Annotated in this window: 18 protein-coding genes; 10 read left to right on the top strand and 8 right to left on the bottom strand. The window is 70.1% G+C overall.

The window, feature by feature from the left end; genetic code table 11:
* The first annotated feature begins 747 nt into the window (after positions 1-747).
* The 8 genes from rpmH to AC0VYM_RS29160 all read left to right on the top strand — a co-directional run bounded on the left by rpmH (position 748) and on the right by AC0VYM_RS29160 (position 6,651).
* Entirely contained in the window at positions 748-891 is a 144-nt protein-coding gene (gene rpmH / locus AC0VYM_RS29195) for a 50S ribosomal protein L34 (protein WP_014909187.1), read from the top strand.
* Between the two features lie 124 nt (positions 892-1,015).
* Positions 1,016-1,507 (top strand): ribonuclease P protein component, encoded by a 492-nt coding sequence (rnpA, locus tag AC0VYM_RS29190; protein ID WP_475457542.1) that lies wholly within the window; start codon positions 1,016-1,018, stop codon positions 1,505-1,507.
* A complete protein-coding gene (yidD, locus tag AC0VYM_RS29185) occupies positions 1,504-1,818 on the top strand; it encodes a membrane protein insertion efficiency factor YidD (RefSeq protein ID WP_017545702.1) in 315 nt (104 codons plus the stop codon). Before rnpA ends, yidD begins: the two co-directional genes overlap by 4 nt.
* Positions 1,819-1,846: 28 nt before the next feature.
* Positions 1,847-2,785 (top strand): membrane protein insertase YidC, encoded by a 939-nt coding sequence (gene yidC, locus AC0VYM_RS29180; RefSeq protein WP_475457541.1) that lies wholly within the window; start codon positions 1,847-1,849, stop codon positions 2,783-2,785.
* A gap of 145 nt (positions 2,786-2,930) precedes the next feature.
* Entirely contained in the window at positions 2,931-3,419 is a 489-nt protein-coding gene (locus tag AC0VYM_RS29175; RefSeq protein WP_475457539.1) for a Jag family protein, read from the top strand.
* A gap of 417 nt (positions 3,420-3,836) precedes the next feature.
* Entirely contained in the window at positions 3,837-4,568 is a 732-nt protein-coding gene (gene rsmG / locus AC0VYM_RS29170; RefSeq protein WP_475457537.1) for a 16S rRNA (guanine(527)-N(7))-methyltransferase RsmG, read from the top strand.
* 209 nt (positions 4,569-4,777) lie between these two features.
* Positions 4,778-5,605, top strand: coding sequence for a ParA family protein (locus AC0VYM_RS29165; RefSeq protein ID WP_475457535.1), 828 nt, complete (start codon positions 4,778-4,780; stop codon positions 5,603-5,605).
* 89 nt (positions 5,606-5,694) lie between these two features.
* Positions 5,695-6,651 (top strand): ParB/RepB/Spo0J family partition protein, encoded by a 957-nt coding sequence (locus tag AC0VYM_RS29160; protein ID WP_475457533.1) that lies wholly within the window; start codon positions 5,695-5,697, stop codon positions 6,649-6,651.
* Between the two features lie 258 nt (positions 6,652-6,909).
* Here the strand turns inward: AC0VYM_RS29160 and trxA are convergent, their stop codons facing one another.
* From trxA to AC0VYM_RS29145, 3 genes are all read right to left on the bottom strand, one after another.
* Positions 6,910-7,233, bottom strand: coding sequence for a thioredoxin (gene trxA / locus AC0VYM_RS29155; protein ID WP_475457531.1), 324 nt, complete (start codon positions 7,231-7,233; stop codon positions 6,910-6,912).
* A 49-nt stretch (positions 7,234-7,282) separates the two neighbouring features.
* A complete protein-coding gene (gene trxB / locus AC0VYM_RS29150; protein WP_475457529.1) occupies positions 7,283-8,215 on the bottom strand; it encodes a thioredoxin-disulfide reductase in 933 nt (310 codons plus the stop codon).
* 133 nt (positions 8,216-8,348) lie between these two features.
* Positions 8,349-8,780, bottom strand: a complete 432-nt coding sequence (locus tag AC0VYM_RS29145) for a hypothetical protein (protein ID WP_475457527.1) — start codon at positions 8,778-8,780, stop codon at positions 8,349-8,351.
* Between the two features lie 173 nt (positions 8,781-8,953).
* On the opposite strand from AC0VYM_RS29145, the gene AC0VYM_RS29140 reads away from it, so the two are divergent.
* Entirely contained in the window at positions 8,954-10,186 is a 1,233-nt protein-coding gene (locus tag AC0VYM_RS29140) for a sensor histidine kinase (protein ID WP_475457525.1), read from the top strand.
* Positions 10,183-10,875: a response regulator gene (locus tag AC0VYM_RS29135; protein WP_475457523.1), complete on the top strand. Its 693-nt coding sequence runs from the start codon at positions 10,183-10,185 to the stop codon at positions 10,873-10,875. Before AC0VYM_RS29140 ends, AC0VYM_RS29135 begins: the two co-directional genes overlap by 4 nt.
* A 48-nt stretch (positions 10,876-10,923) precedes the next feature.
* Here AC0VYM_RS29135 and AC0VYM_RS29130 read toward each other — a convergent pair whose 3' ends face one another.
* The 5 genes from AC0VYM_RS29130 to murJ (AC0VYM_RS29110) all read right to left on the bottom strand — a co-directional run bounded on the left by AC0VYM_RS29130 (position 10,924) and on the right by murJ (AC0VYM_RS29110) (position 18,022).
* On the bottom strand, positions 10,924-11,793 hold the full coding sequence (locus AC0VYM_RS29130; protein ID WP_475457520.1) for an anti-sigma factor family protein: 870 nt from the start codon (positions 11,791-11,793) through the stop codon (positions 10,924-10,926).
* The gene (gene sigM / locus AC0VYM_RS29125; RefSeq protein ID WP_475457518.1) at positions 11,790-12,416 is read right to left on the bottom strand and encodes an RNA polymerase sigma factor SigM; all 627 of its coding nucleotides are present in this window, start codon (positions 12,414-12,416) and stop codon (positions 11,790-11,792) included. Before sigM ends, AC0VYM_RS29130 begins: the two co-directional genes overlap by 4 nt.
* A 31-nt stretch (positions 12,417-12,447) precedes the next feature.
* Positions 12,448-14,013, bottom strand: a complete 1,566-nt coding sequence (locus AC0VYM_RS29120) for a protein kinase family protein (RefSeq protein WP_475457515.1) — start codon at positions 14,011-14,013, stop codon at positions 12,448-12,450.
* A gap of 246 nt (positions 14,014-14,259) precedes the next feature.
* Positions 14,260-16,056: a murein biosynthesis integral membrane protein MurJ gene (murJ, locus tag AC0VYM_RS29115; protein WP_475463297.1), complete on the bottom strand. Its 1,797-nt coding sequence runs from the start codon at positions 16,054-16,056 to the stop codon at positions 14,260-14,262.
* A gap of 160 nt (positions 16,057-16,216) precedes the next feature.
* A complete protein-coding gene (gene murJ / locus AC0VYM_RS29110; RefSeq protein WP_475457513.1) occupies positions 16,217-18,022 on the bottom strand; it encodes a murein biosynthesis integral membrane protein MurJ in 1,806 nt (601 codons plus the stop codon).
* Positions 18,023-18,074 lie beyond the last annotated feature (52 nt).

Genomic DNA, 18,074 nt, shown 5'->3' with positions numbered 1-18,074 from the left:
GGTGACCTGCCATGGTTGCTGTCCCTTCGGTGCGGATCTGTTCGGTGCGGTTGGAGGCGGTGAGGGGACGGGGGGCGTTCGGTCCGGCGTGTCTCTGGGGAGTGCGGACCCCGTGGGGCCCACAGGTCCCATTGTCCTCCCCTGAGGGAGGTGCCGGGCCGGGGTTCCGGTTCGAGGGCGGTCGTTCGGGTCGTGCGCAGCCTGTGGACAACGGACGCGGAGTCTGGAGTCCAAGGGTTTGACTACCTCTGGGTATCCACAGCTTCTGGAGGTTGTCCACACCTTGTCCACAGGTTTATCCACAGGATGACAGTCCCCTGTGTGTTTCGGGTGGTTATCCACAATCCCCAGTTCAGGGGATGTGTACAGCGGTTGTCCACAGGTTGGGGGTGGCTGTGGACAGCGCCGGGGGCGAGTTATCCACAGGTTGAGGTTATCCACAGCCCCCACCCCTTGGGGAAGTCTCACACGCTGTGGACAACCAGTGGTCCACGCGGACGCGGGTAGACTGTGGGCGGTGGCGTCCGCCACCGGTCGAGCCGGGCCTCGGTCCTCCCCGCGCGGGACGGTCAGCGGGGCCGATTTGACCACGACCCGACCAGGTCGTATGTTCTTTATGCTTATGCCGACGATTCTGCCTGCGCTCGTGCCAGCCACGAAGTCGCGGCCTCGGCGCACGCACTGTAAGGCCCCGCATATCCTGGGGGTCTGTCGTAGTACTTTCCTGACACGCCCCTGGAGCCAGTAGTGAGCAAGCGTACGTTTCAGCCGAACAACCGGCGTCGCGCGAAGGTCCACGGTTTCCGGCTGCGCATGCGTACGCGCGCCGGTCGCGCCATCATCGCCTCGCGACGTCGTAAGGGACGCGCCGCGCTGACCGTGAGCCACTAGGCCACGTCAAGCCTCAAGTCTTCACTGGGACCGGTCCGGCCTTCTCGCCGGTCGGTCCCTTTGTCGTGGGGCACGGAACCGGTAGCCGGGGGCCGTGCCGCACCCCTCTCCCGGAGGAACCCCGATGTTGTCGCCGGAGAACCGGATGCGCCACAGCGCCGAGTTCGGGACGGTCATGCGTTCCGGACGGCGCTCCTCGCGTGACGCCCTGGGCGTCATCTACCTCGCTCCCCGGAAACCGTCCGGCGACAGTGACCGAACCGACGCACCGGCACCGCCGCGCGTCGGTTTCGTCGTGAGCAAGGCCGTCGGGGGAGCCGTCGTCCGCAAACGCGTACAGAGGCGCCTCCGCCACCTGATGCGCTCACGGTTGGCTGTTCTGCCAAACGGTAGCCTGCTGGTAGTGCGGGCCAAGCCCTCGGCCGCGACCCTGCGGCAGGAGGACCTGGCGGTACAACTCGACAGCGCGATCGCCGCGGCGCAGCGTCCCCGTGGGGCCGACAAGCGTCGGCGCGGCCGCGGGGGCCCACGCCCCGAACCGGTCGGGTCGGCGAAGAGTGAAGCAGACGGTGACCGTCGCCCCCAGGAGGGCGCAGAACGGTGGGCGCAGCAATGACCGAGCACAGACCGACGTCGTTCGCACGGTTGTTGATCCTGCCCATCCGGGGTTACCAGCGCTTCATCAGCCCGCTCTTCCCCCCGGTCTGTCGTTTCTACCCCTCGTGCAGCGCGTACGGCGTCGAGGCGCTGCGCGTCCACGGGGGACTTCGCGGGTTGTGGCTGACGGTCAGGCGTATCGCCCGCTGCCACCCCTTCAACCCGGGGGGTCTTGATCCGGTTCCGCCGCCCAAGGGGCGCCGGAACGAGGAGTCCGAGGAGTCTACGGGCGGAACCGGGCACACCGGCACCGCTTCCGGGGACCAGTAGCTGAACCGAATCACCGAGGAGTTGGCCGGTGCTGGACTGGCTTTACAACATCATCGGCCACGTGTTGGTCTGGATCCACTCGGGTCTGACCATCGTTGGCCTGAACCCCGACAGCGGGTGGGCGTGGGGCCTGTCCATCGTGCTGCTGACCTGCCTGATGCGTCTGCTGATGGTGCCGCTGTTCGTCAAGCAGATGAACACGCAGCGCAAGATGCAGGAAGTGCAGCCGAAGATCATGAAGCTTCGGGAGCGCTACAAGCACGACAAGGAGCGGCTCCAGCGGGAGTCGATGAAGCTCTACCAGGAGAGCGGCACCAACCCCATCATGGGCTGCCTCCCGCTGCTGCTCCAGATGCCGGTCTTCTTCGCCCTGTTCAGCGTGCTGCGCAGCGTGGCCGAGGGCAAGGTGCAGTTCGGCTTCACCCAGGAGCTCGCGGACAGCGCCCGTGAGGCGCTGATCTTCCACGCCCCGATCGCCGCCCAGTTCAACACCCCGCCGGACGAGCTGCGGGCCCTGGGCGCGACCGACCCCATCATGGCCAAGGTCGTCATCGCCATCGCGTGTGTGGTCATGGGCGTCACGACGTTCCTCACCATGCGTCAGAGCATCAAGCGCAGCATCGCGCAGCAGCCTGACAACCCGATGATGCAGACCCAGAAGATCATGATGTACATGGCGCCGGCCTTCGGCCTCTTCGGCCTCATGATGCCGATCGGTGTGCTGGTCTACTGGGTCACCTCCAACGTGTGGACGATGGTGCAGCAGCACTTCCTGTACCGGAACCAGCCCGCTCCCGGCGCGGACACCGAGTCCTCGAAGGACTCCTCCTCGAAGGGTTCGGCCAAGGGCATGCTCGGCCGCAAGAAGGCTCCGGAAACCGCTCCGGAGCCGAAGGAACAGCCTAAGATCGAACGCAAACAGCCGAAGAAGCAGACGCGTTCCAAGCGCGGCGGCGGCTCCAAGTAGGGCCTCCCTGTTTCGTGTCGGCGTTCACGACTTTCGAGTGCGCAGGCGAGAATGCCCCTGAGGCGTACGGCGGCCAGGGACTGACGGAGATAGAGGAGACGGGATCGCTGTGGGACGTAGCGAGGAAGAGAGCGGTGGCGTAGCGGTGGCTGACGCACCTGAGGCCGGAGTCGACGTCGAGGCCCTGGAGAACGAGGGCGACATCGCCGCGGACTACATCGAGGGTCTGCTCGACATCGCGGACTTCGACGGCGACATCGACATGGACGTCGAGGGCGACCGCGCGATGGTCTCCGTCGTCGGGGCGACCCTCGACGAGCTGATCGGTCAGGAGGGCGAGGTCCTGGAGGCGCTCCAGGAACTGACCCGTCTGGCCGTCCACCGGGCCACCGGTGAGCGCAGCCGCCTGATGCTGGACATCGGCGGCTACCGCGACGGTCGCCGGAAGGTGCTCTTCCAGATCGGCGCCGAGGCCGCCACGAAGGTCAAGGAGACCGGCGAGGTCCACCCGCTGGAGCCGATGACGCCGTTCGAGCGCAAGGTGGTGCACGACGCGGTCGCCGCGGCCGGGCTGCGCAGCGAGTCCGAGGGCGAGGAGCCCAACCGCTACGTGGTGGTCCACCCCGCCGACTAGTCGACGAACGGTCGGACAAGGGGCGGTGTTTCACGTGAAACACCGCCCCTTCGTCATGCCCGGGGGAGGGTGGCGGGACCGGTGCCGAGACGGCTCGGGCCGAAGGTCCCTGGACCGAGTCGGACGCAAGGGGTGTTTCACGTGAAACACCGGTGCGGCCCCCGCGTAGGATCATCTGCGGGGACCTTCCCACCACGAGTCGTCCCACCCTCGGTACCCCCGGGGTGGCTCCGCGAGTGGAGTCGCGAACCACACGATCCGTGTGGGGGAGGGGACGAACCCCCATGCGCGCGGTCGGCCGCGATCCGCCGCGCGCTTCCCGCGTCGTCCGGTCCCTGTCCCCTTGTGGACAGGTCGACATGACGACCCAACGGTTCATGGAAGTGACGATGGACGAGTTCCGACAGGTGGTGACCGATGACCTCGGGCACTGAGGAGCCCGGCGCTACGCTCCCCGCCCCGCCCCCGGAGGCGGTGGCGGTCTTTGGCGACACCCTGCCCGTGGCGACCCGCTACGCCGAACTCCTCGCTGACGACGGGGTGCGTCGCGGGCTGATCGGTCCGCGCGAGGTGCCCCGACTCTGGGAGCGGCACCTCATCAACTGCGCCGTCGTCGAGGAGTTGATCCCCGAGGGCGCCGAGGTGGTGGACATCGGTTCCGGTGCCGGGCTGCCCGGGCTGGTGCTCGGTCTGCTGCGCCCGGACATCAGGATGATCCTCCTGGAGCCCCTGCTGCGGAGGACGGTCTTCCTCGACGAGGCGGTCAAGACCCTGGGGCTGACCAACGTGGAGGTGCGCCGGGGGCGCGCGGAGGAGGCGCACGGCGAGCTGCGCACCGACTTCGTCACCGCCCGCGCGGTGGCTCCGCTGGCCCGGCTGGCCGGTTGGTCGCTACCCCTGCTGCGCAAGGACGGCAGCCTGTTGGCCCTCAAGGGGGAGCAGGCGGAGGCCGAACTCGCGGAGGCTCGGGAAGACGTTTCGAAACTGCGCCCTGGCGTGAGCGATGTGATCAGGGTGGGGCGGGGTAAAGTCGATCCCGCTACCACGGTCGTTCGCGTCACGGTGACATCCGACGGTGGCCCGCCCGCGTCGGGAGGCTCCCAGAAGAAGGCGCGGAACGGCAAGAAGAAGCGCGGACGGAAGAGGTGAACTCATTCGTGCCCCAGAACCCAGCCGACGACGCCGGTGTTTCACGTGAAACACCGGTGGGCGCCTATGGAGACCTGCTCGATGTTTCACGTGAAACACCGATGGACTCCACGGCGGGCCAGCCCCCTGTTTCACGTGAAACATGGAGTGGCGAGGCGGCCCCCGACAGCGTCCCCGACACTCCTCTCGCCCGAGCGGCCCGAGCCGCGATGACGGGCCGGGGGCACGAGGACCCCTGGCCTCGCCCCAAGGCCTGTCGGATCATCAGCGTCGCCAACCAGAAGGGCGGGGTGGGTAAGACCACCACGACGGTGAACATCGCCGCCGCCCTCGCCATGAACGGGCAGCGCGTCCTCGTGGTCGATCTCGACCCGCAGGGGAACGCCTCCACCGCCCTGGGCATGGAGCGCGACAACCAGACCCGGTCCATCTACCACTGCCTCGTCGAGGACGAGGAGATCCGCAAGCTGGCCCAGCCGGTTCCGGACATCCCCAACCTGTGGTGCGCCCCGGCCACCATCGACCTCGCGGGCGCGGAGATCGAACTGGTCTCCCTCGTGGCGCGCGAGGCCCGGCTCAAGCGGGCCTTCGCCGCCTACGACACCTCGGACCTCGACTACATCCTCATCGACTGCCCGCCCTCGCTCGGCCTCCTGACGGTCAACGCGATGGTGGCGTGCGACGAGGTCATGATCCCGATCCAGTGCGAGTACTACGCGCTGGAGGGTCTCGGCCAGCTGCTGCGCAACGTGGAACTGGTCAAGTCCCACCTGAACACGGGACTGTCCGTCAGCACGATCCTGCTGACGATGTACGACGGTCGGACCCGGCTCGCCCAGCAGGTGGCCGACGAGGTGCGCTCGCACTTCGGAGAGCTCGTCCTGAAGTCGCTGGTGCCGAGGAGCGTCCGTGTCTCCGAGGCGCCCAGCTACGGGCAGTCCGTCATGACCTACGACCCCGGTTCGACCGGGGCGGTGGCCTACCTGGAGGCGGCGCGAGAGATCGCCTTCCGGGCCGAGGGGCTCAACCCCGGCTGACGGCGGTTGTTTCACGTGAAACACTCCGCCCGGTCGGCGTGGCCGACCGGGCGGGCGGAAACTCACAAGGAGTGTGGAGGGAGTTGCCGGTGAGCCAGCAGCGGCGCGGACTGGGCAAGGGGCTGGGGGCGCTCATCCCGCAGGGGCCGGCGGCCCCCGCGCCGGTGGACGTCCGCGACACGGTGGTGTCCGTCCCCGAACCCCCTGCGGCCCAGGGGCCGACGGAGATGCCGGACGGGACCTACATGGAGGAGGTCGAGCTCACCTCGATCACCCCCAACCCCCGTCAGCCCAGGACGTACTTCGACGACGAGGCCCTGGACGAGCTGCGGGACTCGATCATCGAGGTCGGTCTCCTCCAGCCCGTCGTGGTCCGCAAGCTCGAAGGCGGGGACGAGCCCCGCTACGAGCTGATCATGGGCGAGCGGCGGTTCCGGGCGAGCAAGCTCGCGGAGCTGGACCGCATCCCCGCGATCGTCCGCCGGACGGACGACGACGAACTGCTCCGGGAGGCGCTCCTGGAGAACCTGCACCGGCAGCAGCTCAACCCGCTGGAGGAGGCGGCCGCGTACCAGCAGATGCTGGACGACTTCGGCACCACCCAGGGGGAGCTCGCCCAGCAGGTCGGCAAGTCGCGTTCGCACATCGCCAACACACTGCGTCTGCTCAACCTCCCCGGGAGGGTGCAGACGCGGGTGGCGGCCGGGGTGCTCAGCGCCGGCCACGCGCGTGCCCTGTTGTCGATCGACGACCCGGAGGCCCAGGAACGTCTGGCCAAGCGGGTCAACGACGAAGGGCTGTCGGTGCGGTCCCTGGAGGAGATCGTCGCGCTCCGGGAGATCCCGGAGGAGGACAAGCCCCGCAGGGCCTCCGCCGGACGGATCGACAATCCCCCGCAGATCGAGGAGTGGGCCACCCGTCTGGGGGACCGGCTGGACACCACGGTGAAGGTGGACATCGGTCGGAAGAAGGGCAAGATCGTCGTGGAGTTCGCGACGATGGAGGACCTGGAGCGGATCATCGGTCAGATGGACCGCGAGAACTGACCTCTCCACCTCGCGGGCGATGGCGGTGTTTCACGTGAAACACCGCCATCGCCGTGTCCGGAGTCGGCAGGGGTTGGTCGGCCTCCGGAGGTTGTTTCACGTGAAACAGCCGGTCAGGGACTCGCCACTGCCACCCCCGGGCCTCCAGGTGACCGTGGGCGGCCGCGGGGGCGCGACCCCGGGGTGAGTTCGTCGGGACGCCGAGAGGCCCTCAGGATCCACCTGAGGGCCTCTCGTGCGTGTGTGTGGTGCTCCGGGTTACAGGAACTCCGCGAGCTCCTTCTCCAGCAGACGCGTCGGCTTCGCGCCGATGATCTGCTTGACGACCTCGCCGCCCTTGTAGACGTTCATGGTCGGCAGCGACAGGACGTTGTACGCGCGCGGCGTCTCGGGGTTCTGGTCGGTGTTGATCTTCACGACGTCGATCTTGTCGCCATGGTTGGCGGCCAGCTTGTCCAGGACCGGGGCCATCTGCTTGCAGGGACCGCACCAGTCGGCCCAGAAGTCCACCAGGACGGGCTTGTCGTTCTTGAGGACGTCCTCCTCGAAGGAGGCGTCGGTGGTGTTCTTCACGGTGGACACTGCTTGGTTCTCCTTGGTTCGACGAAACCGGACGAGGGGGTCGGGGAAGCTAGTTGCCGATGGCGGCGAGGAAGCGCTCGGCGTCCAGGGCGGCGGAGCAGCCGGTGCCCGCGGCGGTGATCGCCTGGCGGTACTGGTGGTCGACCACGTCGCCCGCGGCGAAGACGCCCTCCAGGTTGGTCCGCGTGGACGGGGCGTCCACCTTCACGTAACCCTCCTCGTCGAGCTCGATCTGCTTCTGGAAGAGCTCCACGCGCGGGTCGTGGCCGATGGCGACGAACAGACCGGTGACGTCCAGCGTGCTGGTCTCGTTGGTCTTGTTGTTGACGAGCCTGAGGCCGCTCACGCGGTCCTCACCCACGACCTCGGTGACCTCGGTGTCCCAGAGGAAGCTGATCTTCTCGTTGGCGAGGGCGCGCTCGGCCATGATCCGGCTGGCGCGCAGCTCGTCGCGGCGGTGGATCACCGTCACGGACTTGGCGAAGCGCGTGAGGAAGAGGGCCTCCTCCATGGCGGTGTCGCCGCCGCCCGCCACGGCGATGTCCTGGTCGCGGAAGAAGAAGCCGTCGCAGGTGGCGCACCAGGAGGTGCCCCGGCCGGACAGTTCCTTCTCACCGGGGACGCCGAGCTCGCGGTAGCCGGAGCCGGTGGCCAGGATGACGGTGTGCGCGAGGTAGGTGTCCCCGCCGACGGTGACCTCCTTGACCGGCTTGGTCAGGTCCACGTCGGTGACGTCCTCGGGGACCAGCTCGGCGCCGAAGCGCTCGGCCTGCTTGCGCAGGTTGTCCATGAGGTCGGGGCCCATGATCCCGTCCGGGAACCCGGGGAAGTTCTCCACGTCGGTGGTGTTCATGAGCGCACCACCGGCCGTGATGGACCCCTCGAACACCAGCGGGCGCAGTTCCGCGCGCGCGGCGTACACGGCAGCGGTGTATCCCGCCGGTCCGGAACCGATGATGATGACATTGCGGACGTCACTCACGCTCTAGGCCCTTCACACAGTCGCTGCCCGGCCACGGTGGTGTGACAGGGAAAGATGGTTAGCACAACCGATGGTAGGCGCACGCCATTCCCGGTCCGACATCCGTGCAGCGTACGGGGGTGGGGTATGGGCCTCAGCCCTTCCGGGACCCCCGCCCCAGGGCCGCCCCGACGGCGAGGGCCAACCCCCCGGCGACCGCGCCCCACACGGCGTTCACGGCCAGCACCGAGACCACGGCGAGGGGATGGGTGAGCGGCCCCTGGAACCCCTCACCGAGGAGCGGCGACAGTACCGCGCCGAGCAGGATCGCGAGCACTCCGTAGGCGACGCCCGCGCAGACGAGGGTGACGAAGGGCCGGGGCACGTGCGCGACGACCACGGCCACCACCCACGCCGCCGTCACCAGCAGTGTGACGCCCAGCTGCGCCCAGGGCGCTCCGATCGCCTCCGTGACCCCGGTGACGCTCATCAGGGGGCGCACCAGGGCCAGCGCGCCCAGGCTCACGACCAGGGGCCAGGGTACGCCGGGCGGGGCTCCGGTGGCCGGGGACGGGTGGCGGTTCATGGGGTTCCCCTCGTGGACGCTGGGCGGCGGACGCCGCACCGACCCCTCGCACGCTACGGACGCGACCCCCTCCGAAGCGTCCGTCCGGGCTCCCCTCCCGGTACGTCGAAACGCGTAGCCGGACGCGCCCGTGAACAGGGGCGCCGAGGGGCCCGGCTCCGTAGAATCGCCGCATGCCCGACCGCCCCGGCCCGCAGGGCCAGCAGGACCAGTCCGGCCACACCGATCCCGCCGACCGTCAGGCCGTCGTCGTCGACGCCCTCCTGGGGTTCGCCGTCTTCGCGGTGGTGGCGATCGCGATCGGGGCCGGGATCGGAGGGGGAGACCTCCCTCCGGCCGTGGCCTACGGATTCGCGACCGCCCTCGGGCTGCTCATGCTGGTCCGGCGCCGATGGCCCCTGACGGTCCTCCTGCTCACCGCCGTACTGCTCATCGCCTACTACGTGGCGGACCTGCCGGTGATCGGGCTGGCGGTGCCCGCCGCCGCAGCGCTCTACTCCGCCGCCGTCTTTGACCGCACCCGTTGGGCGGTGGGGACCGCGGCGGCGCTCGTCGTCGTCTCCACGGTGGCGAGACTGGCGGAGGGGCAGGACCCGGCCTTCCTCCTCGGGTACGAACTGGTGTCGACCGCGGCCATCATGGGGGCGGCGATCGCCCTGGGTGACGGGGTCCGTCAGAGGGCCGAGGGCGCCCGCCAGCGCGAGCTGATCGCGGTGCTGGACGCCCAGGCGAGGGAGGCGGAGTCGGCCGAACTCCTGGCCCGTGAACGCGCCCGGATCGCGCGGGACCTGCACGACGCCGTCGGCCACCACCTGTCCGTGGTCTCCCTGCACACGTCGGTGGCGGCCGAGGCACTGGAGGAGGGCGAGGCGGACCCGACCGTGGCCCGTGCCGAGCTGGACCACGTCGCCCAGGCCGCGCGCGACGGACTGCGCGACCTGCGTTCCACGGTGCGGGCGCTGCACGGCCCCGGGGGCGGGCCCGGCGAGGTCGACCGGGTCGCCGGGCTCGCGCACCTGGACGAGCTGGTGGCCTCCGTACGCGCGGCGGGGCTGGCCGTGGAGGTGACCGGCGCGGGCGGACCGGGGCTGCCCGGCCTGGTCGACGCGACCGCCTACCGAGTGGTCCAGGAGGCGCTGACCAACACACTCCGGCACGCACGGGCCGAGACCGCCGAGGTGGGCCTCGAACGCGTGGACGGACTGCTCACGGTGACGGTCACGGACGACGGGACGGGGCCCCTGCCGGGCGGAGCGCGCCGGTCGTCCGACGGAGGGCGCGGCGGATCGGGACTGGCCGGGATGAGGGAGAGGGTCCGGATGGTGGACGGAACCCTGGAGGCGGGGCCGGTGCCCAGGAACGGGTTCCGGGTCCGCGCGCGGCTGCCGCTCGGGGGCGGGGAGTGAGCGCGCCGACGAGGGTCCTGCTCGTGGACGACCAGGAGCTCGTCCGCGCAGGGGTGCGTTCCCTGCTGGAGCGCGACGGCGACATCGAGGTGGTGGCGGAGGCCGCCGACGGGCGCGGTGCGCTGGCCGGGATCGACCGCCACCACCCGGAGGTGGTGCTGCTGGACCTCCAGATGCCCGTCATGGACGGCCTCGGCGTGCTGCGGGAGCTGGAACGTCGACGTGTCGACACGTCGGGGCGGCGACATGTCGACACGCGGGTGGTGGTCCTCACCACCTTCGGGGAGGACGCCAACGTGTTCTCGGCGCTGCGCCTGGGCGCCGCGGGGTTCCTGCTCAAGGACGCCGGGCCCCGTGAGCTGAGGGACGCGGTCCGCACGGCGGCGGCGGGGGAGGCGCTGTTGTCCCCCGGGGTCACCCGGCGCGTCATCGAACGCCTCGCCGGGAGCGAGCCGGCGCCCGAGGCCGTCGCCCGGCTGGACGGGATCACCGTCCGGGAGCGCGAGGTGCTGGCCCTGGTCGGGCGGGGGATGTCCAACCAGGAGATCGGCGCGGAACTGCACCTGAGCCCGGCCACCGCGCGCACGCACGTGGGGCGCCTCCTGGCCAAGCTCGGGGTGCGCGACCGCGTGGGGCTGGTGGTGCTGGCCTACGAGAGCGGTCTGGTGCGTGCCGGGGACGGCCGCTGAGGACGGTGGTCGCGCCGCCGGTGGCGCGGTCGTCCACCGGGGCCTCGTCTACAGGGGGCCCTCGGAGAGCACACCGGTGCCGGGGTCCCCGTCCGCGCAGCTGCCCGGGTCGAGGACGACCACCCCGGTGCCGTCGTCGTCCCGGGTGAACAGGACCCACGCGGGCACGGGGCCGTCACCGGCGTCGAAGAGGGCGTCGTCGACCAGGGTGACCCGCGTTCCGGCGTCCTTCTCGAAACGGGTGACGCACTCCTGCGCGTCGGCGGTCAGCTGGGTGAGCTGCTGGGTGCCCGTCTCCTCCTGGGCGCCCTCCGTCTCACGCGAGGCGGACAGGACCTCGGCCGCCTGGGCGCCGAGCCGGTCCTCGGTGTAGACCGTGCCGCTCGCCACCGAGGTCGCGGAGTAGGACTGGGCGGTGTCGGGGGCCGACCCGGACTCGGAGTCCTCCAGCAGCGGCGACGCCGCGGTGGACTCCTGCTGGTCGTTCATCTGCCCGTTGAGGATGGCGGCGCCGCCACCGACCACGAACACGGTCACGGCCGCGACCGCCATCAGGTGGGGCAGGCCGAAGCCCCGCCGCCGGTTGAGGGGGACCACCGGTGCCAACGTGTCCGCCCCGGGCTCCTCGGACACCCCGGGGGACCGGGATTCGGAGGGAGGGGGTTCCCCGGCCGCGGTGTTCGCGGAGCGTTCGCGCACGGCCTCGGCCACGCGGTCGTCGAGGAGGTCGGCGACGTCCTGCGGCAGCGCCGGCACGGGTTCGTCGGCGAGGACCCGGGTGACCCCCGAGAGCTCGTCGAGGGCCGTGGCACAGGACGCGCAGGTCTCTATGTGGGTGGCAACGAAGCGTTCCTCGTCGGGGTCCAGAAGGTCCTCCGCGAAGAAGGCGAGTGCCTCCACGTCAGGATGGGACGTCACGATGGGTTGGCACCTCCTCTCCCAGATGTGACGTCTCGCGGAGGCTGAGGGTTCCTTAGATGGGCCAGCGAGGGAAGAAGTTTGGCGCGACCTCGCGCACACCGGCTCTTGACCGTGCCCGACGCGACCTCGAGGATCTCCGCCGCCTCGTCCACCCGGTAGCCGAGCATGTCCACGAGGGTCAGCGCCATCCTCTGGTCCAGCGGGAGGAGTTCCATCGCGGCGTGCACGTCCAGCCGGGCCTCGGTCTGCGCGGCGTGGTCGTGGCCGCCCCCGGAACGGCTCAGGCGGTCGTTGGAGATGACGTCGAGGGTCTCGTCCTCGGTCGGGGTCGCCGGACGCACCTTGCGGCGTCTGAGGCGGTCGTGGCAGGCGTTCACCACGATGCGGTGCATCCAGGTGCTGACCTGGGACTCGCCACGGAACCGGTCGGCGGCGCGGAACGCGGACATGAAGGCGTCCTGGAGGGCGTCCGAGGCCTCCTCGGGGTCGCCCGTCATCCGGACGGCGACAGCCCACAGGCGCTCACGGTGACGGCGAACCAGTACCGCGAACGCCTGTTCGTCACCCTGAGCGTGCCTCGACAACAGCTCCGTGTCAGGAAGCTCCTGGGCCGCGTCCATCAGCGCTGATCACATACCCCACAAAGTAGTACTAGGTCCCGCGAACCTCGACCTCGTAAATGGTCCCACGGTACTTCGAACCGTCGGCGGGCAGGTCGGTGAACCAGACGAGGACGTACCGGCCGGTGGCGGCCTCGTCCAGGGTGACGGTCTGTTCACCGCTGACCTGGCCCTCCCACGCTGCGGGGAGGCTGGAGTCCAGGCTGGCGTCGTCGGAGACGGAGTCGCTGTCACCGACCCTGATCTGCACCCCGTAGTCGCGCGAGGGGACCACCAGGTCGACCTCGTGGACCTCCTGGCTGGAGCCCAGGTCCAGGATCAGCCCGACACCGGACTTCTCGGTGCCCATCGGGTCGTTGTAGCCCTCGGTGTTCCAGGCGGTGCCGGGGTCGCCGTCATAGGCCAGCGGCGCGTTCTGCCCGTGCTCGGAGTTGTCACCGAGCGGGTCGAAGCCGTCGGAGTCCGCGATGTCCAGGACGTTCAGCTCGGCGGTGTCCGGGGTGTCCTCGGTCTCGCTGACGCTGGGGTCGGCCTCGCCGTCCGTGCCGGAGTTCATCATCGAGCCGAACGACCAGGCGCCGACGACGACCGCCACGAACAGCACCACCGCGACCGCGCCGACCAGGACGCGCTTGGCGGACGAGCCGCCCTCACGGGAGGCGCGCTGTTCCACGCGGGAGGGAGCCGGGCGGGAAGCGCCGCGGGCCGGGGCGGAGGCGGCGCGGCTGGTCCGGCGCTGGTTGTTGGTGGCGTCGAACTCGCCCGTGCGCCGGGAGGTCCCGGGCTCGGGCGGCGCGGCCTCGGCCGGGGAGACGGGCAGCGGGATGAGCCGGGGGACCTCCGCCATGGCGGCGCAGAACTCGGCCGGGCTGGAGATGGGCGGGCCGGGCACCATCTGGCCCACCAGCTGCGGCAGGGCCGCGCGGGTGGTGATGGAGGCCAGGGGTTCGCCCACGCCCTGTCTGAGCTGACCGGGCGGGTAGGGGCCCATGGGCCCCTGGGGTGCGCCGGGCAGGCCGCTCTGCGGACCGCCGGGCCAGTACCCGGTGAGGGCCGCGTAGAGCAGGTTGCCCAGCCCCTGGGCGTCGACGGCGGCGGGCTGGGGGACGTTGTTCCCCAGCAGGGCGGCGTCCACGCCGATACCGGTGACCTTGACCGCTCCGCCGCTGCTCCACATGAGCTTGCTCGGGGTCAGGCACAGGTGGTGCAGGCCGCCCGCGTGCGCGGCGGCGATGGCCTCGGCGGCCTCGGCCACCAGACCGGCGGCGCGCTCGGGCTCCATCGGGCCCTGGGCGAGGAGTTCGGCGAGGGAGGAGCCGATGACCCACTCCTCGACGACGTAGGGGACGGGGGTGGTGTCGTCGGCGTCGAAGACCTGGGTGACGCGGGCGTCGGGGATACGGCTCGTCGCGCGGGCGGCGCGCACCACTTCGGACGTGCGGGGGAAACCCTCCGCGAAGGTCCACACCGCGACGGGGCGCGCGAGCGTCTCGTCGGTGGCCTTCCAGCGGGTCGCGCCACCGGTCTCGCTCACCACGGTGTCGAGTCGGTAGCGGTTGGCCAGCTTCGCCCCGGGTTCGATCAGGAAGGTGCTCATGATGGGAGTGACGGGTGACAGTGCCGTGTTTCGCGTGGCGCCGTCGCGGGCGCACGCGCGGGGGTTCGGCGCTGTCTGCTGTCCCCAGCCTCCCTTCGGGCAGCTCGGATAAACGATGCTCTGGCGGTAAAGCGGTGTCTGTCCATGCTAGGACGCTTGAACAGCCTCTTTGGAGGACACCGGATGGTCACGCTTCTTCCGGGACGTACCCGGACGCGACCACCCAACGTCATCCATTACAGGTGATCAGCGGCGTCGTAGCCGTGTTCTGACCAAATCAAGGAATGCTGTGACTTCAGTCACATTGAGGAACTTGGCGGCAACCACGAACAGTACGGCACCGACCAGTCCTCCGGCCACCATCGACGCGAGGGCTGGCCACACGTCGCCCGGCAGACCGCTGAGGGCGAAGATCATCAGGACGCCGAACGCCGCCGCCGGAACCGTGGCCACGTGCAGCTTGAACAGCGTCAGCGCGGTCCTTCGGCCGTCGAGTCCGTTCAGCCTCCTGTTGAGGAGGTACCACATGATGGCCGAACCCACCACGTAGTAGAGACCGTAGGGCACGGGCAGCCACACGACGATGTCCTGCGGGTTGTCGGCCATGAAGTACAGCAGGCTGAGCGCCGTGACGGCGTGGGCGATCTCGGAGGGGATCGACACCAGCGCCGGGGTCCGCGTGTCGCCCAGCGCGTAGAACACGCGCATCTGCAGCTGGAACAGCGTGAACGGGATCAACATCACGCAGAAGACCATGAGGATGCGCCCGATCGCGGCCGCGTCCTCCGCGCTCGTGCTGCCCTGCGCGTAGATCATCACGCAGAAGGGCACGGCGAAGACGATCATCGCCACCGCGATGGGCACGATCAGGACCGACGAGAGCCGGAAGCCCCGGGAGAAGTCGCTGCGCACCTGGTCCTTGCGCCCGGCCGCGACGTGCTCGCTCATCCGGGGCAGCAGGGCCGTGATCACCGAGACGGCGATGATCGCGTACGGCAGCTGGAACAGCATCGACGCGAACTTGTACGCCGCGATGCCCGAACCGGTCTCGTAACCGAGGTCGGCGGCCATCGAACCGGCGCGCGTGGCGACGTTGGTGGAGACGAGCGCGCCCACCTGGGCGACGACGATGTAGAGCATCATCCACGAGGCCGCGCTGGCGGCCTCGCCCAGCCCGGAGCCGCGCACGTCCAGGCGGGGGCGCCAGCGGAAGCCCGCGGCGGCGAGCGCCCAGACCAGCACGGCCGCCTGGACGACCTGGCCCACGGCGGTGCCCAGGCCCAGCAGGGCGAGCTCGCCGGAGGTGATGGTGTCCGGCGTCCGGCCCGGACCGGCCACGGACAGGAACCACAGGCAGACGCCGATGATGACGACGTTGTTGAGCACCGGCGCCCACATGGGGGCGCCGAACTTGTTCCGCGCGTTCAGCATCGCGCTGGCCAGACCGCTGGCGCCGATGAAGAAGATCTGGAGCACCAGGTAGCGGGCGAGGATCACGGAGACGTCGTACTGCGCCCCGCTGAACCCGCCCGCGTAGATCCGGATGAACCATTCGGCGATGAGCACCGACACCAGGGTCAGCACGAACAGCGCGAGCAGCATGAGGGTGACCAGGCGCTGCTCCGTCCGGTCACCGCCGTCCGCGTCCAGCTTGCGCCGCTTCACCAGGAACGGCACGAACACGCTGGCCAGCAACCCGCCGATGAGCAGGTCGTAGATCATGTACGGCACCATGCCGGCGGTCTGGTAGGCGTCACCCAGCAGCTGGGTGCCGATCGCCGCCGCGAGCACGATGGTGCGGACGAAGCCCGTCACACGGGAGGCGATGGTGCCGACGGCCATGATCGCCGTCGACTTGGCGATGTTGCCGGGACCGGTGTGCGTCGCACCGCCGATCTCGTCGCCGTCCTCCAGACCCGCGCGGTCCGCCGTGCCGACGTCACCGATCTCGCTCGGATCCCGGACCGTCCTCAGTCCGGTCTCCGGCTCGGTCCGGGGTTCGGCGCGCTCGTAGGCGTCGAGCACGTCCTCGGGCATCACCATGTGGTGCCGGGACGCGCCCTCGCGGGTCTCCTCGGGTCCGGGTTCCGGACCGTCGGCGTGCTGACGGGGATGATCGCTGGACACCGTGGGGTGGTCCTCTTCCTCTGACTCTTGCGGCTGGGGTGTCCGGCGGGGGCGGGGCCGGAAGGGCTCACGGCATCTAACGACGCAGGCGGCCGCGGATCAGTTCCATGGCGGCGCTCAGCTCGGGGACGCGCAGCAGCCGGGCGAAGACCAGGAACAGCAGGGCGCCGACGGCACAGCCCACGAGGGGGGCGCCGACGTAGGTGGCCAGACCGGGCCCGACCCGCGTCTCGAAGAACCAGAGCACACCGAAGCCCGCCGCGATGCTGGGAACGACGGCCAGGTGCAGCCGCAACAATGTGCCAATCACGTGCTTTCCGTCAAGCCCCCCGATACGGCGGCTGAGGATCTGACCGGCGATGGTCAGGCCCGACAGGAACGAGAGCATGAAGCCCGAGGCGACGCCGACGACGACCAGGTTCGGCGGCAGGAGCAGGTAGGCGACCAGGGCCAGACCGCTGTGGACGGCGAGGTTGGCCAGGCCGATCAGGGCCGGGGTACGGGTGTCGCCCATGGCGAAGAACACGCGCAGCATGAGCTGGAACACGGTGAACGGAAGCAGGCCGAGCGACATCACGGCGAGGATCTGGCCGATGGCGGCCGCGTCAGCGACCGACACCGAGCCCCGGGCGAACGCCAGGACCGACAGCGGCTCCGCGAACATCGCGACCGCGAAGGCGATCGGGACGAGCACGAACGCGGAGATCCGCAGGGTGCGGGAGAAGTCGGAGCGGACGGCGTCCCAGTCGTGGTCGTCGGCGTGCGCGCTCATGCGGGGGAGGAGGACGGTGATCAGCGAGACCGCGATGATCGCGTACGGGAGCTGGAAGAGCTGGTACGCCAGGTTGTAGGCGCTGATACCGGCACCGACGTCCAGGCCCTGCTCGATGCTGGCCACGTTGGCGGCGTTGGCGATGTTGGTGGTGATCCACAGACCCGCCTGGGTCAGGAGGGTGTAGAGCATCATCCACCCGGCGGTGCGCAGCGCCTCACCGAGGCCGGAGCCGCGCAGGTCGAGGCGGGGGCGCCAGCGGTAGCCGGTCCGTGTCAGGGCGACGAACAGCACCAGCGCCTGGAGCGCCATGCCGACTGCGGTGCCCGCGCCCAGCAGGGTGAGCTCGCCGGTCGTGACGGTCTCCGGGGTGCGGCCCGGACCGGCCACGACCAGGAACATCGCGGCGACGCCCATGATGACGACGTTGTTGAGCACCGGGGCCCAGACCGCCGCGCCGAACTTGCCGCGCGTGTTGAGCATGGCGCTCAGCAGGCCGCTCAGGCCCACGAAGAAGATCTGCGAGAGCAGGAAGCGGGCCAGGTAGACCGACGCCTCGAACTGCAACGGGGTGAACCGGGAGCCGTACAGCCAGATGAGGGCCTCGGCGGCCAGGATCGCGACCGCGGTCACCAGCAGCAGAGCCAGCACCATGGAGGTGAACAGGCGGTCCTCGGTGGCCTTGCCACCGTCGGCGTCGCGCTTGCGCCGCTTGACCAGGAACGGGATGACCACGGAGGCCATCAGGCCGCCGATGAGCAGGTCGTTCAGGATGAAGGGGATCGTGTGCGCCGTGTGGTAGGCGTCACCGAGCAGGTGGGTGCCGATGGCGGCGGCCAGCACGATGGTGCGGGCGAAACCGGTGATGCGGGAGGCCATGGTGCCGACGGCCATGATCATGCTGGACCGCATCATGCCGCCGGAGTCGGAGCCCTCCGCCGGGGCGGGCGCCTCGGGCTCGGGGAGCTCGCCCTCCTCGTAGGAGGGGGTCGGCCCGCCGGAGGGGCGGACGGCGCTGTCACCGGGCATGGCGCCCTCGTGGGGGTGCCTGGTGTGTTTGGGCGTGTAACGGGGGGACTGTTCGTCGCCGTTCGGGGAGTCGGTGACCACCGTGGATCAGGGTTCCTTTCGTCTGCGGGGAGGGTTCGGGCCGCGACGCCCG

The organism is Nocardiopsis sp. iso_237, from assembly GCF_056173345.1.
The sequence above is the reverse complement of the archived record's forward strand: the minus strand, read 5'-3'. Positions and strand labels throughout refer to the sequence as shown.

Bases quoted from the DNA above. Each gene is read 5' to 3' on its own strand.
- rnpA (WP_475457542.1), top strand. From the start codon at position 1,016: ATGTTGTCGCCGGAGAACCGGATGCGCCACAGCGCCGAGTTCGGGACG.
- yidD (WP_017545702.1), top strand. From the start codon at position 1,504: ATGACCGAGCACAGACCGACGTCGTTCGCACGGTTGTTGATCCTGCCC.
- rsmG (WP_475457537.1), top strand. From the start codon at position 3,837: ATGACCTCGGGCACTGAGGAGCCCGGCGCTACGCTCCCCGCCCCGCCC.
- AC0VYM_RS29165 (WP_475457535.1), top strand. From the start codon at position 4,778: ATGACGGGCCGGGGGCACGAGGACCCCTGGCCTCGCCCCAAGGCCTGT.
- AC0VYM_RS29145 (WP_475457527.1), bottom strand. From the start codon at position 8,780: ATGAACCGCCACCCGTCCCCGGCCACCGGAGCCCCGCCCGGCGTACCC.
- AC0VYM_RS29140 (WP_475457525.1), top strand. From the start codon at position 8,954: ATGCCCGACCGCCCCGGCCCGCAGGGCCAGCAGGACCAGTCCGGCCAC.
- sigM (WP_475457518.1), bottom strand. From the start codon at position 12,416: ATGGACGCGGCCCAGGAGCTTCCTGACACGGAGCTGTTGTCGAGGCAC.
- AC0VYM_RS29120 (WP_475457515.1), bottom strand. From the start codon at position 14,013: ATGAGCACCTTCCTGATCGAACCCGGGGCGAAGCTGGCCAACCGCTAC.
- murJ (WP_475463297.1), bottom strand. From the start codon at position 16,056: ATGGTGATGCCCGAGGACGTGCTCGACGCCTACGAGCGCGCCGAACCC.